The sequence below is a fragment of the Ruegeria sp. H9 genome (assembly GCF_056532915.1).
The window spans coordinates 68,528-82,940 of sequence record NZ_JBQFNX010000002.1 but is presented as its reverse complement, the minus strand read 5'-3'; the positions used below and the strand labels follow the sequence as shown (position 1 = coordinate 82,940).

At 58.8% G+C, this 14,413-nt stretch carries 12 protein-coding genes and 1 riboswitch; of the genes, 6 read left to right on the top strand and 6 right to left on the bottom strand.

Going from position 1 to position 14,413, the window contains the following annotated elements; all coding sequences use genetic code 11:
* Positions 1–173 precede the first annotated feature (173 nt).
* Positions 174–1,913 carry a serine protease gene (locus ACR0CZ_RS08985; RefSeq protein WP_170393512.1) on the top strand — a complete coding sequence of 580 codons (1,740 nt, stop codon included), beginning with the start codon at positions 174–176 and terminating at the stop codon, positions 1,911–1,913.
* Positions 1,914–1,969: 56 nt separating this feature from the next.
* On the opposite strand, the gene ACR0CZ_RS08980 is transcribed toward ACR0CZ_RS08985, so the two are convergent.
* From ACR0CZ_RS08980 to metZ, 5 genes are all read right to left on the bottom strand, one after another.
* Entirely contained in the window at positions 1,970–3,544 is a 1,575-nt protein-coding gene (locus tag ACR0CZ_RS08980) for a thiamine pyrophosphate-binding protein (protein WP_170393514.1), read from the bottom strand.
* Positions 3,544–4,992 (bottom strand): TrkH family potassium uptake protein, encoded by a 1,449-nt coding sequence (locus tag ACR0CZ_RS08975; protein WP_170393516.1) that lies wholly within the window; start codon positions 4,990–4,992, stop codon positions 3,544–3,546. Before ACR0CZ_RS08975 ends, ACR0CZ_RS08980 begins: the two co-directional genes overlap by 1 nt.
* Positions 4,993–5,043: 51 nt before the next feature.
* On the bottom strand, positions 5,044–5,841 hold the full coding sequence (locus ACR0CZ_RS08970) for a hypothetical protein (protein ID WP_480536965.1): 798 nt from the start codon (positions 5,839–5,841) through the stop codon (positions 5,044–5,046).
* A 281-nt stretch (positions 5,842–6,122) separates the two neighbouring features.
* On the bottom strand, positions 6,123–7,226 hold the full coding sequence (folE2, locus tag ACR0CZ_RS08965; protein WP_170393521.1) for a GTP cyclohydrolase FolE2: 1,104 nt from the start codon (positions 7,224–7,226) through the stop codon (positions 6,123–6,125).
* Between the two features lie 181 nt (positions 7,227–7,407).
* A complete protein-coding gene (gene metZ / locus ACR0CZ_RS08960) occupies positions 7,408–8,598 on the bottom strand; it encodes an O-succinylhomoserine sulfhydrylase (RefSeq protein WP_480536966.1) in 1,191 nt (396 codons plus the stop codon).
* A gap of 62 nt (positions 8,599–8,660) precedes the next feature.
* A riboswitch (SAM riboswitch) is annotated at positions 8,661–8,738 on the bottom strand.
* A gap of 130 nt (positions 8,739–8,868) precedes the next feature.
* On the opposite strand from metZ, the gene ACR0CZ_RS08955 reads away from it, so the two are divergent.
* The 4 genes from ACR0CZ_RS08955 to ACR0CZ_RS08940 all read left to right on the top strand — a co-directional run bounded on the left by ACR0CZ_RS08955 (position 8,869) and on the right by ACR0CZ_RS08940 (position 11,496).
* Positions 8,869–9,558: a glutathione S-transferase N-terminal domain-containing protein gene (locus ACR0CZ_RS08955; protein ID WP_170393525.1), complete on the top strand. Its 690-nt coding sequence runs from the start codon at positions 8,869–8,871 to the stop codon at positions 9,556–9,558.
* 60 nt (positions 9,559–9,618) lie between these two features.
* Positions 9,619–10,245, top strand: a complete 627-nt coding sequence (locus ACR0CZ_RS08950) for a GNAT family N-acetyltransferase (protein ID WP_170393528.1) — start codon at positions 9,619–9,621, stop codon at positions 10,243–10,245.
* 136 nt (positions 10,246–10,381) lie between these two features.
* On the top strand, positions 10,382–10,705 hold the full coding sequence (locus tag ACR0CZ_RS08945; RefSeq protein WP_170393530.1) for a 2Fe-2S iron-sulfur cluster-binding protein: 324 nt from the start codon (positions 10,382–10,384) through the stop codon (positions 10,703–10,705).
* 92 nt (positions 10,706–10,797) lie between these two features.
* Positions 10,798–11,496 (top strand): FG-GAP repeat domain-containing protein, encoded by a 699-nt coding sequence (locus ACR0CZ_RS08940; RefSeq protein WP_480536967.1) that lies wholly within the window; start codon positions 10,798–10,800, stop codon positions 11,494–11,496.
* 94 nt (positions 11,497–11,590) lie between these two features.
* On the opposite strand, the gene purD is transcribed toward ACR0CZ_RS08940, so the two are convergent.
* A complete protein-coding gene (gene purD, locus ACR0CZ_RS08935; RefSeq protein ID WP_170465494.1) occupies positions 11,591–12,853 on the bottom strand; it encodes a phosphoribosylamine--glycine ligase in 1,263 nt (420 codons plus the stop codon).
* Between the two features lie 74 nt (positions 12,854–12,927).
* Here purD and xseA point away from each other — a divergent pair, with 74 nt between their 5' ends.
* Positions 12,928–14,412 (top strand): exodeoxyribonuclease VII large subunit, encoded by a 1,485-nt coding sequence (gene xseA / locus ACR0CZ_RS08930; protein ID WP_170465496.1) that lies wholly within the window; start codon positions 12,928–12,930, stop codon positions 14,410–14,412.
* Position 14,413 lies beyond the last annotated feature (1 nt).

Genomic DNA, 14,413 nt, shown 5'->3' with positions numbered 1-14,413 from the left:
CCGGTAAGTTCGGCCCTTCCTATGCAAGGCATCCAAGGGCGTCAACGGGCCAATCGGCCACTCTGTCGCTGAGCGGCCACACACAGAATTCCCCGTATTCCGGGCATGGCAATCGGACCGCGATTCCGCGTAATCTGCGCCAAAGTGAAAACACTGCAGAACACGGGCAGACAATGACACGCGTATTTACGGTTATTACATTCTTTATCTTCTTCGGCCTGCGCGCCGCTTTTGCCCAGCAAGATGCGGGCGTCTTTGTTCAGATCGAGGCGCAGCCGTCGCTGCGCGAGGCGCAGGAACGGGCGCAGGTCTATGCGAACGCGCTGCCCGATGTGAACGGGTTTCGGCTGAATTCCGGCTGGTATGCCATTGTTATCGGGCCCTATTTACGCGACGACGCCGAACAGGTGCTGCGCGTTTACAGGGCCGAGCGTCAGATCCCATCAGACAGTTTCATCGCCTTCTCCAGCGCGCTGGGGCAACAGTTCTGGCCCATCGGTGCCAACATCCTGAACCGCGGCGTCGTCACCGCCCGGATCCAGCCCGAGCCGCAACCAGAGCAGCCCTTGGCCGGTCTTACCCTGCAGGACGCAGATGAAACCCGTTCGCAGGCTCTGCAGGGCGAACGCCTTTTGACCGCGCAAGAGCGCAGAGACTTGCAAACCGCGTTGCAGGCAGCCGGGTTCTACAATTCAACAATTGACGGAGCCTTTGGTCAGGGCACCCGCCGCTCGATGGGCGATTGGCAACGTTCCAACGGGTTCGACGCGACTGGCGTTCTGACCACGCTGCAGCGCAAAACCCTGATGGATGACTACAACGCTCCACTGATCAGCGTCGGGATGGCACGCTATTCCGACCCGCAAGCCGGGATCGAACTGGATATGCCAATGGGCGTCTTGGGCTTCGAACGTTACGAGGCACCCTTTGCCCATTTCAACCCCACTTCTGATCTGGACGCCAAGGCGCTGCTGATCTCGCAGGAAGGCTCTGCCGCAACCCTACGGGCGCTCTATCAAGTGATGCAGTCGCTTGAAATCGTTCCTCTGGACGGTGAGCGCAGCCTGCGCGGCAACAGCTTCACGATTGAAGGGCGCGGAAATGGCATGACCTCGTTCACGCAAGCAGCTCTGAAAGACGGCAAGATCAAAGGTTTCACGCTGGTCTGGCCTGCCGGGGATGAGGCTCGCCGCGCCCGAGTTTTGGCCGCGATGCGCGCAAGCTTTGCCACGACCGATGCCGTACTGGATGCCGGTGCCGGAGCGGATGCTGACCAGCGCATCGATTTGATGTCAGGACTGCAAATCCGCAAACCGCGGCTATCGCGATCGGGCTTCTTCGCCGACGCTGATGGTACGGTTCTGACGGTCACCGAGGCCGCTGAAAGCTGCACCCGCATCACGCTGGACGGTGACCAAGAGGTTCAGCTGGCTTGGCAGGATGCCGACCTTGGTGTCGCTGTGCTGCGTCCTAGCAAGACCCTAGCCCCGATCAGTGTTGCCGAGTTCCGCGCGGGCGTTCCGCGTATTCAGTCTCAGGTCGCTGTTTCGGGCTTTTCTTACGAAGGCGCATTGGGTGCCCCTACTCTGACCTTTGGCGAAATCGCTGATATCCGCGGCCTGAATGGAGAAGATGGCGTCAAACGCCTTGCACTGTCCGCCCAGCCCGGCGACGCGGGAGGACCTGTTTTTGACGATAGCGGCAGCGTTGTTGGCATGTTGCTACCTGCCCCTTCCGATGGGCGTACCCTGCCCGACTCGGTCAGCCTTGCGGCGAATGTGGCACGTCTGACCGAAGTTCTGACCAAGGCGGGCATCTCAGGTCAGCCCGCGCAAGGCTCAGCCCAGATTTCACCCAACGAACTGAGCCGCAGAGCCAACGGAATGACCGTTCTGGTGCACTGCTGGGACTGAACAATCAGGTTCAGGGAAAAGGCGCTGCACGAAGGTGCACGCCTTTTTTCATAGGTTTACAGGATATCCGGTGTGACCCGTATTAATGTGGGAACCTCGGCCTGAAAGGCGGCGCGCACTGCGGCCTGCATCTCATCCAGCGTCTTCGGTGCAGCTGACAGCGCCCCGAACGCCTCGGCCAGTTTGCAGAAATCCGGGTTTCGCGCGATCACCGCATTGGGCGCGATCTGTCCGCGCACCATGCTCTCTTCAATCTCTTTGAGTTTACCATTGTCCCACAGAATGATGGGTAGCGGCAGGCCGAGTTCGACAGCAACCCCAAGCTCTTGCATTGTGTAGTGAAAACCATAGTCACCCGCGATGACCGCTGTGGGTTTGCCCCGCCGTGCTACTGCACCACCGATCCCGGCTGGCAGGGCGTAACCCAGCGTGCCAAATCCAGTCGGGTGGTGCCAATGATAAGGAAAGCCCATGTCCCAGACTTCTTTCGCGACATACGCGAATTGGGTCATGTCCGAATAAATCATCGTATCCAAGGGCATGGCCGCCCTGAGTGCATCGACCACGGGGACAATGCCCGGGCGCTCGGCATCTACCTCGGCCCGCCAGCGCGCGCGCGCCTCGCGCACCTCGTCCGCAGACCAACCAGCGGATGGTTTTACCTGATCGGACACTGCCCACAGCGCATGCGCAAAACTCTCACCATCTGCCTGCAGTTTGACAGCCGCACGATGGTGGTCTGACAGCACTTGCGGGTCCAGATCAACACGCACCATAGTTGCGTTGTGGCCCAGATCATGGCGCCACAGATCAACCTCGCCCAATTCAGCACCGACAACAACGACAAGATCAGCCGAGGCAATTACTTTAGCGCTGCCCGGTCGTGGCAGCATCGATCCGAAATCCAGCGGATAATCGGACCCGGCCAGCCCGCGACCGGCATACGTCGTGAAGCACGCCGCCCCCAACTGGGTCAGGATCTGTCGCCAAAGGTTAGACCGGCACCCGCCGCCTAATATGAACAACGGCCGCTGCGCGATATTCAGCAGCGACAGAACCGGTGCCACATCCGGTGGAACAGTCTGGTTGCGCAAGGCAGGCTGGTTTGGAAAAGGTGCAGGCGCTGCCTCGGCCTCCAATTGCGCGATGGGTACCTGAATGTGTTTCGGTCGCGGGCGCGACAGCTCAAACTCTTCGAAGGCGCGCTCGATCAGACCATAGGCAGCCTTGGCATCGTTCGCCTGACAGGACCAGTCTGTAACTGTCTCGGCCGCAGCGCGTTGATCCTTCATCTGATGCAATTGGCCACGCAGTGCTTGTGTCTCTTCGAGACAAGAAGACAACACCAGCATCGGCACCGAATCCGAATAAGCCTGCCCCATCGGCGTCATGATGTTGCACAGGCCCGGTCCGGTGATCACATAGGCCACCCCCGGCTTGCCAGACGCGCGGGCAAATCCATCGGCCATGAAACCGGCCCCCTGCTCGTGTCGGGCCAGAACATGCGTGATCCCGGCCTCTTCGATACCGCGATACATCTCCTGATTATGCACGCCCGGTATGCCAAAGATCACGTCAACGCCACGATCCTTAAGCATGTGCGAGATCTGCGCCCCAAGGGGTCGTTTCATTAGCCTCTCCAGAATTGAACGGTAAAGATTGCGTAGACAGCTAGCAGTTCAAGGCGTCCGACCAGCATCCCGATCGTCAGCAGCCACTTGGCACCGTCATTCAGCCCCGCAAAGTTGCCTGCTGGCCCGATCTGTTCCCCCAGTCCCGGCCCAACATTAGCCAGTGCCGTCGCGGCCCCCGATACCGAGGTGATAAAGTCCAACCCAGTCAGGGCCAGCGCCCACGACAGAACCCCCATCGATAGTGCAAAGAACATGAAGAAACTCATGACCGAGGTCAGCACGTCGCGACTGATCGGTCGTCCATCATAGCGCGGCACGAACACACCATGCGGCGAACGAATTCGGCTGAGCTGGGTTTTAATCGACGCAAACAGCAATTGATAGCGGAACACCTTGATCGAACACGCGGTGGACCCCGCGCAACCGCCAATCAATCCGATCAGGAAGAACAACATGACCGGAAAACTGCCCCAGCCCATATAGTCGACACTCGCGTACCCTGTGCCCGAAATGATCGATGTGATGTTGAACAGCGACTCGCGGAATGCCTGCTCCCAATGGTGCGGAAAGACCGAAGTCAGGAAGATCGACATAATCACAACCAGAACCACGATGGTTGCCAGAAACGCCCGAATCTGGCTGTCTTTCCACAACGAGCTTGTGTGACCATTGGCCAATTGCACATACCGCACGAATGGCAGCGCCGCGAGGATCATGAAGATGGCAGCGGCATATTCCAGAGGTCCCGAAAACCGGGCGAAAGAGCTGTCATAGTTTGAAAACCCGCCCGTCGCGATTGTGGTCATGGCATGTACGACGGCGTCAAAAAAGCTCATGCCGAAACCGGCATAGACCAATGCGCAGACCACCGTCAGAAATACGTAGATCAAGGAAATCTGCCCGGCGATCTCTTGCGCACGAGGCAGAATTTTTCCCATGGTTTCAAACCCTTCCGAGCGGAAGATCTGCATCCCACCAACGCGCAGCTCGGGTAGGAACACCATCGCCACGACGATGATTCCGATACCCCCCAACCATTGCAAAACGCCCCGCCAGAGCAACAAGCCCTGTGGCAGTTCGTCTAGCCCCGAGATCACGGTTGAACCTGTGGTGGTCAGCCCCGACATCGCCTCGAAATAGGCATCGACGAAACGCAGTTCAGTTTCGCCGAACAGAAACGGAATTGCGCCAAAAACCGGCAACGCCACCCAGACACCCGAAGTCAGCAAAAAGGTCTGACGGATGGTCAGACCTTCGCCCACTCCGTTGGAACAACTCATCGCAAGAACACTGCCGGTCAGCAGTGTTATGACCGCGCTTTCAAAGAAAACATGCCACTCGCCCCGCCCCTCGATCATGTCGACAAGCATGGGCAGCAGCATGGTCGCCCCAAGAATGGCGACCAGCAGGCCAATCACATATCCGACCGGGCGAAGATCCATCATGACGGGCAGCGTTGGCGCGCCAGCCCGACGGTGTCAAGCAGATGATCCGTGTTAACTGTCGGATTTTATCTCAACGCCCGGCATCGCGGGTGGCTTCGACGGGGCGCGTGCACGACGCGGTGCCGGTTTGGCCTGTTCAGCCGACGCAGCTGCGGGTTTCTTCGTCGCAGGTTTTGCAGCGGCAGGTTTCGGAGCCGCTTTGGCCTGAGGCGCAGCTTTTGCCGGGGCGGGCTTGGCCGGGGCGGGCTTGGCCGGGGCGGGCTTGGCCGGGGCGGGCTTAGCTACCGCAGGTGCCTTGGGCGCCGCTTTTGCCGTGTTTGCTGATGCTTTCGGCGCTGCGGCTGCCGGTTGCGCCTTGGCTTGTGCTGAAGATTTGAACTCCGCAACCGGCTTGGCCGCCGTTGATACTGGCTTGGCCGCTTTCGAGGTGGGTTTCGCAGATACGTTGGCCTTCGCCGGTGCTGCTTTCACAGCCGTTTTGGCGTCCGGGGCCGCCTTGGGTGCAGCGGCCGCAACCTTAGGAGCCGCCGTTTTCGGCGCTGGTTCCGCCGCAGGCTTAGCCGCCGCCTTCGGCTTTGGTGCTGCTTTGGGTTTCGGCGCGGCTTTAGGCTTTGCTGCAATCTTGGCTTTTGCAACCGGTCTTGCTGGCTTTCGCGTTGCTGGGGTCGCCGCTTTGCGGGCAACCGGTGCGGGTGCCTCGGCTGTCTTCAGTCCGTGCAGAGGTGTCATCGGCAGATCAAAAGCCGCGCGGGTCATGATCTGCATGATCTCCATCTGACTGGCCATTGCGTAACCGGCCATCCGGATGGCGGCTGCCTGAAACTCAAGCGGTTGAGTAATCGGATTCATTGCATGTCTCTCCTGATAAAACCGAGGCAGCGGGTAGATGAGTAAAGGACCCCGCCCGCCCCAATCGTCCGGGCGGATTTGCAGGTTGGCGGTCCAAGGCGTTGCACGTCCCGGTTTCCTTTCGGGCTGCGCGACCCGGTTTTTACGGATGCGCAGCAGCTGCACTCGGGGACAATCTAGCGCAATTCAGGGTGCAGATGCAGCATTTCCTGCTGCATTGCGGCAAAAAAGCGCCCATGCAGGATTTTTGACTGTTTTTCCAGCAGCTTCCGCGGGGTCAATCAGCCCACATGAAACAGCGTCGTGAACAAACGCGGGTCCAGGCTCGCGGATTCGAAGGTTGGACCTTCGGTCAGAAGCGAGACCGCATCATGGCTGTGCAGGCTTTCCTGATGGCTGGCGATCACACGGAAATCGCAGACATGATGATCGGCCTGCAGCTCGGCGCAGAACAGACGCGCGGCATCTTCCACGAATATGGGATTGGCCGCGTTCAGTTCGGCAAAGGCCTGTTCATCTTCGCGCTTGACCATCACCTGAGTTTCGGTCGGCACCGCGCGGCGGCACAGCGCGATCAGATCTTCGAACCACAGACAATCGGCGTTGCAATCGATAACCACCGAAATCCGCGCCACCGAGCGCTGGGAATGCGGCGTCGCCAACTGCCCGCGGGTTGCGCGCGCGTGTTCGCTAAGTTCCAATGAACAAGGGCATGTGGACGAATAGACATAGTCCAGATGCATAATCTTCAGACGTTCTCCGCCTTGATCAACCAGTTCCAGCGCGATGTCGTAATACTGGTATCCGGACAAGCCCGAACGCAGGCTCTCAATCCGATCGGGATAGGAAAACCGCATCTGTATGCGCGCATCCAAACTATCCAGATCAGTCAGATAGTCGTTCAGCGCTGCCTCCATCACCTCAAAACTAAAGGTGCGCTCGGCGTGCTTGTAGAAGGACCGCATGATCCGAGACATGTTGATGCCCTTCTTCTCGGCCTCAAGGCTGACAGACCCGGTGACCGAGGTCTCAAGTGTCAGCTCGGCACCGCTTTTGCGATGGAACCGGATCGGCAGACGGAAATTCGAGATGCCGACATGCTGGATCTGCTGCTTCGAACCCCGGATCAGGCTGGACGGACCGTTTTGCAGATCCGGCAATGTGGCCTTGTAGGCTGCATCCGCCTCGAACCCTTGGGGATATTCGCGCGACAGGGCTGGATAGTTTGACGGCAACAGCCCCGGGACAAGCTGCGCAATGGCCGGGTCCAGTTGACTGATCTCGGCCGCCGAGGCTGATTTCGCCCATTCGCGCAGCACCTTAAGCGCTGCTGCGGCCTGATCGTGATCGGGTGTCTCGTTGATGTCGCGCGGATGAATGTTCATTGGCACGGATCCCTTGCTAGGCCGACGGTTATATACCACCGAGGTTTAATTACCAGTCCGGAACGATACGCGCCAACTATCATCCCGGATCGAAATTAGATGGAAAAAACCGTCACTTTTCAACCAAAAGCGCCCGATCAGGCGGATCACACCCGCCTGATCATGGGTCATAGGCGCTGTCCTAGCTCTGCGAGGCGGCCAAAGCGCGTTCGATATCCGCGAGCAGATCATCGGCATCCTCAAGCCCAACCGAAAGGCGGATCAGGCCCGGCGTGATACCCAACTCATCGCGTTGTTCGTCACTCAGACGCTGGTGCGTTGTGGTGGCCGGGTGCGTTGCGATCGACTTGGCATCGCCTAAATTATTCGAGATCACAGGGATCGTCAGCGCATTCAGGAAAGCAAACGCCGCCGCTTTGCCGCCCTTGATGTCCAGCGATAGAACCGTGCCGCCCTTGCCGCCCAGCTGCTCTTGCACCAACGCGTTTTGCGCATGGGTTCTCAGCCCGGGATACAGCGTCCGCTCCAGTGCAGAATGCCCTTCTAAAGCTTCTGCAATCTTCTGTGCGCTGTCAGCTTGCGCATTCACACGCAGGGCCATGGTTTCAAGACCTTTGACCATGATCCAAGCGCTGAACGGGCTAAGCGCACCGCCGGTGTGCTTCATGTAAGGCTCGACCGAGCCACGGATGAATTCCTTGGTGCCGATGATCACGCCGCCCAGCGCCCGGCCCTGCCCGTCGATATGCTTGGTCGCCGAATAGACCACCACGTCGGCTCCCTGTTCGATCGCGCGCGAGAACACGGGTGTCGAGAACACGTTGTCCACGATTACAACCGCACCCACCGCATGGGCCAGCTTAGACACGGACGTGATGTCGATCACTTCAAGCGTCGGGTTCGACATAGATTCAAAAAACACTGCCTTGGTGTCAGGCCGGATCGCGGCCTCCCACGCGTCCAGATCGGTGCCGTCTACAAAGGTCACCTCAACGCCATAGCGCGTCAGGATGTTTTCGAGGATATACAGACAGGACCCAAAAAGCGCCTTGGCTGAAACCACATGGTCGCCCGCCTGCAGCATCGAAGTCAGCGCACCGTTCACAGCGGCCATACCTGAAGCGGTGGCAAACGCATCCTCGCCGCCTTCCAAAGCTGCGATACGCTGCTCGAACATCGACACGGTGGGGTTGCCGTAGCGGGCATAGATGAACTCATCCGGGCCGCTTTCGATAAACCGGGCCTCGGCCTGCTCGGCGTTTTCGTAGACAAACCCTTGCGTCAGAAAGATCGACTCAGAAACCTCATTGTACTGACTGCGACGGACGCCGCCATGGACGGCTTGGGTGCGTTTGTTCCAGCTCTCGCTCATCTCATTCCTTTCAGCCCCGCATTGGAGGCAAACAAAAAACCCCAGACGCGGCCAAGCGAAAGGGGTCTTTCATCCTGACCTTTTAGCGGTGTTGTTTAACGTGGCCCGCAATCCGGTAACAAATCGCCACATGAATGAAGATGCGTTTACGCCCCGCCCCGGAACACGTCAAGCCCGACTGATTACCGGTCACGCTTTCGTAACACAGCCACGCGCGCTCTTGCCGTTTGTGCAGAAAGCTTCATGATCGCTCAAACTCAAGGAGGCCCCATGATTGATCTCTATTTCTGGCCCACGCCCAACGGCTGGAAAGTGTCCATCGCGCTGGAAGAGATGGAGCTGCCCTACAAAACCCACTTAATCAACATCGGCAAGGGCGACCAGTTCGATCACGAGTTTCTAAAGATCTCGCCCAATAACCGCATGCCCGCCATCGTCGACCCGGACGGCCCTGACGGCGCGCCTGTTTCGGTGTTCGAAAGCGGCGCGATCCTGATGTACCTCGCCCGCAAGACCGGGCGGTTCTACGGCAAATCCGAACGTGACAGGATCGCAGTCGAGGAATGGCTGATGTGGCAAATGGGCGGCGTAGGCCCGATGGCCGGCCAAGCGCATCACTTCCTTAAATACGCTCCACACTTGGACCCGCCACAAGACCATCCCTATCCGAAAGACCGCTATCGCAGTGAGGTCGGGCGTCTCTACGGCGTGCTCGACCGCAGGCTGGCCGAAAACGAATACGTCGCCGGCGATTTCTACTCCATCGCCGACATGTCGATCTGGGGCTGGGCCAGCCTATGGGAAGGCCAGCAACAGGTGCTTGAGGACAAACCGCATTTCACCCGTTGGCTGGACATGATGAGCGCTCGTCCTGCGGTTATAGCAGGCCGCGCGTTGCACGCAGACCTGCGGGGAGATCATCGGGACCAGAAATCACAGGGCGTTTTGTTTAAACGGTAAGCAGGGGGTATGTTTGGATCGCAAGTCATATTTTCTGGATGCTAGAATCAGGAGTGACTTTTGACTGCGATATTACAATCGGCTTCTAAATCTGTTCCGCCCGAGACTCTCGCCGATCTTCTTTGGAGCACAGATCCAAAACTAAACGGCTACATGTTTGGTAAAATGGATGTCTTGCACAAGATCATCGGGACGGAATGGCGTGCGCAACAGGGTTTGTATTCATACAAACATGCCTTTACGGCCATGCAACACGACAAGGTTGCGGGTCTCCTTATTGGGCATACAGACGAAGAGTATTCTGCGAACTTCGATTTTTCCGTGGATAATCAGGCTAATGCTCTTGGCGAAGATGAAGCGCTTCATCTAAAATCTGTCTTGCATTGGATGGATCGGTTATTTCCTGCCCCGCGTCAAAACTCCTACTACATTCTCGAATTCGCCGTGAGTCCAGATATGCAGGGCACTGGTATTGCCGGCCAACTCTTTGTAGTAGCAACAAAACGAGCTTTGGCGGGCGAGTGCAATCAGATATGCCTTGACGTAGCCGCCAACAATGAAGCCGTCAGTTTTTATGAGCATATTGGATTTAACGTCGAAATTGGAACGCGCGTGCCCGTATTGGGCGACGAATATGGAATAGGTGTGCACCTGCACATGGTCCACGAGATCGATCAAAGCCTCTGACATCGGCGCAGGCTCAATTACAATATTGTTGATAAGAACATTCATGCGCGACCGTTCAAGTCGCAATTCCCTCTAGAAACACTTAACTCGCTTCACTAAGGAAGAATTCGACAACCGAAAAAGGAAGACGCACGCAATGGCAAAGATCACCTATGTCGAGCATGGCGGTACCGAACATACAGTCGAGGTCGCCAACGGACTGACAGTCATGGAAGGGGCCCGTGACAACAACATTCCCGGCATCGAGGCCGATTGCGGCGGTGCCTGCGCCTGCTCGACCTGCCACGTCTATATTCATCCTGACTGGGTCGAGAGAATCCCCGCCAAGGACGACATGGAAGAAGATATGCTTGACTTCGCCTATGAACCCGACCCGGCCCGCTCGCGCCTGACCTGCCAGATCAAGGTCACCGACGCGCTGGATGGTCTGGTTGTGCAGATGCCCGAAAAGCAGATCTGATGCACTCTGATGCGCCGCGTCAGCCCAACCGCCTTTGGCACCGTCGGGCGCGCGGCTCTGTTCTGATGGTTTGCATTTGGCTAACGGGGAATATGCCCGCAGCCAGCGGCGAAACCAAAGTATCTGCTCGCTTCACGGAACCAACAACACGCTACGCCCATGGTGTGCTTGGCGACGCCATCGAATACGGTGCTTTGGAAATTGGCGTCGGAACAAGTATTTCCTCGGCGGCGCGGCGAAAAGTCGATAGTTCCAAACGCTCGACCGTTACAATACGTCTGCCTGAAGACCGCGTATTCGAAGATCTTGCCCCACGCCTGGCCGATATCGATCAGGACGGGTTACCTGAAATCATCGTTGTAGAGACCCAGCAGCATACGGGTGCTCAACTGGCGATCTATGACATAAATGGTCAAAAAATCGCCGCCACCCCCCATATCGGCACGCGCAACCGCTGGCTCGCCCCCATCGGTGCCGCCGATCTGGATGGTGATGGACATGTCGAGATCGCCTATGTCGACCGCCCACACCTTGCGAAAACTCTGCGCATCTGGCGTTACAAAGACGGTGAACTCATTGAAATCGCGACAATCCCTGGCCTTACCAATCACAGGATCGGAGAAGATTTTATTTCAGGCGGTCTGCGCCAATGCGAAACGCACCCTGAGCTGATCCTCGCCAGCGCCGACTGGTCGCGGATCATAGGCGTCTCGTACAGCAAAGGCTGGCGACAAAAAGACCTCGGACCACTCAACAGTCTCAAAGATCTGGCCAACGCACTAAAGTGCTGATCCGATCTTCATCTGGCCATAAATACCTCGGGGAGCGCGAGGGGCTGGCCCCTCGCCCCGAAATCATCAAGCCGGGCGCAGCCCGACTACTGAGTTAAAGCGCGCGCCAGCCGATGTCGCGACGGAAGAACCCTTCAGGCCAATCAACACCTTCAACCATGTCATACGCCCGGTCGCGTGCGTCTTTCAGCGTTTCCCCACGCGCAGTCACATTCAGAACGCGGCCACCCGCGGCCTGAACCTTGCCTTCAGCCGCTTTTGTCCCCGCGTGGAATACCATGTTGCTACTATCCTCGGCCAGATCACCCAGGCCGTTGATCACAGTGCCTTTTTCATAAGAACCAGGATACCCCTTTGCCGCCATCACGACCGTGATGGCGTGATCGTCGGCCCAGTTCACCCGCGTCTCAGCCAAGCGACCCTCGGCCGCCGCGTGCATCAGGTCCATGGCCTGAGCGCCAAGGCGCATCATCAGTACCTGACATTCGGGATCTCCGAACCGCACGTTGTACTCCACCAACCTGGGCTGACCATCCTTGATCATCAAACCGGCGTAGAGCACACCCTGAAACGGTGTCCCGCGCCGCTTCATCTCGGCCACCGTCGGGCGCACGATCTGATCCATCGCAAGGGCCTCGATCTCGGCGCTCAGCACCGGGGCCGGAGAATAGGCGCCCATCCCGCCAGTGTTCAGCCCGGTATCGCCCTCGCCAACGCGTTTGTGGTCCTGTGCGGTGCCAATCGACAGGATATCCTCTCCGTCACAGAGCACGAACAGAGACGCCTCCTCGCCCTCCATGAACTCCTCGATCACCACTTCGGCCCCCGCGCCACCAAAGGCTCCGCCGAACATGTCGTCAATCGCGTCCAGGGCGGTTTGCTCGTCCATCGCAACGATCACGCCCTTGCCGGCAGCCAGCCCATCGGCCTTGACCACAATCGGGGCCCCCTGCGCACGGATGTATTCCTTGGCGGGCTCAGCCTCGGTGAACCGGGCATAAGCCGCCGTCGGCGCGCCGGATGCGTCACAGATTTCCTTGGTGAAGCTTTTTGAGGCCTCCAGCCGCGCCGCTTCTGCCGAGGGCCCGAAAACCAGCACACCCGCTTCGCGCAGCCGGTCAGCGACCCCTGCGGCCAAAGGCGCTTCGGGGCCAACGATCACGAAATCAATCGCGTTTTCCTCGGCAAAGTTGACCACAGCACCGCCATTCTCAATGTCCACCGCCGCGCACTCTGCGATCTGGGCGATCCCGGCATTCCCCGGCGCCACAATCAGGCGATCACATTTGGGGTTTTGCATCACCGCCCAAGCCAGACTGTGCTCGCGTCCACCGCTGCCGAGAATGAGGATATTCATGAAACGCTCCGATCTGCTTGGCCTTGCCTGCGCGGCGTTCTAAGCTGCGCAGAGATTTGACACAAGGCGCTGAAATGTCCGACCTGCTAGATGACCCGATTCCGGGTCAGAACACCCCCGAATACACTGTCTCGGACATCTCAGGCGAGGTGAAGCGCACGCTCGAGGGCACCTTTGGCCGAATCCGTGTGCGTGGAGAAGTGGGCCGCGTGTTCAAGGCCCGTTCGGGTCATCTGTATTACGACATAAAGGACGACCGGAACGTGCTGGCCTGCACAACTTGGAAAGGGCAGATTTCTGGTCTTTCAGTTGTTCCCGAAGAAGGCCTCGAGGTTGTCGTCACCGGGCGCCTGACAGCTTTTGGAGCCCAGTCGAAATACAACCTGAATGTCGATGAAGTCGCCGTCGCCGGGCAAGGCGCGCTGATGGCATTGCTGGAAAAGCGCAAAAAGCAGCTCGAATCCGAAGGCTTGTTTGCGGCTGAACGCAAGAAACCCCTGCCCTACTTGCCGCAGATCATCGGCGTTGTCACTTCGCCCTCCGGTGCGGTGATCCGAGACATCTTGCATCGGCTGCGTGATCGGTTCCCGCGCAAAGTACTGATCTGGCCCGTCGCGGTTCAGGGGGCAAACTGTGCCCCCGAAGTGACCCGCGCCATCGAAGGCTTCAATCAACTCACACCGGGCGGGGCCCTCCCGCGACCCGACCTGATTATCGTCGCGCGCGGCGGTGGGTCCATAGAAGACCTCTGGGGCTTCAACGAAGAAAGCGTCGCGCGCGCGACTGCAGCCTCAGAAATCCCGCTGATCTCGGCCGTCGGGCACGAGACGGACACCACCCTGATCGACTATGTCTCGGACCGCCGCGCGCCTACGCCAACCGCCGCTGCCGAACTTGCCGTGCCTGTGCGTATGGAATTGCTGGCTTGGACCAACGAACAAGGGGCCCGCCTGTCGCGCGCGGCAACGGACGCCGTGCAGCGCCGCAGCCAACGGCTGCGCGATCTGTCGCGCGCGCTGCCGCGCCCAGACACACTGCTGGAAAGCCCGCGCCAAAGACTAGACCAGATCTCGGAACGCCTGCCTAACGCGCTGATCCGGGGTGTTCAGAACCGCCGCGTCAAACTGCTGGACAGTGCGGCCCGCCTGCGCCCCTCGACCCTGCGCAGCTTTGTCGAAACCCGCCGCGACCGCTGGCGCAACCTGTCTTCGCGCCTGTCAATGCGCCCGATCCAGCGCGAGCTGGAAACACGGCGCGATACCCTCAACCGACTGACCGATCGCCTGAACGCCGCGCAATCCACACGGCTGGACCGCCTCCGCCAGCAGATGGACGCCACCGACCGCCTACGTGAAACGCTGAGCTACAAAGCGACGCTCGGGCGTGGCTACGCCGTCGTGCGCGCCGAAGGGGAAGTCATCACAACTAAATCTCAGGCCTCGGGTCACACTGTGCTTGAGATCGAGTTCGCCGATGGTCGCCTAAAGACCGGAGCATCAGACAAAGCCCCCTCCAAGAAACCCAAACAAGCGCCGCCCGATCAGGGTTCGCTGTTCTGAT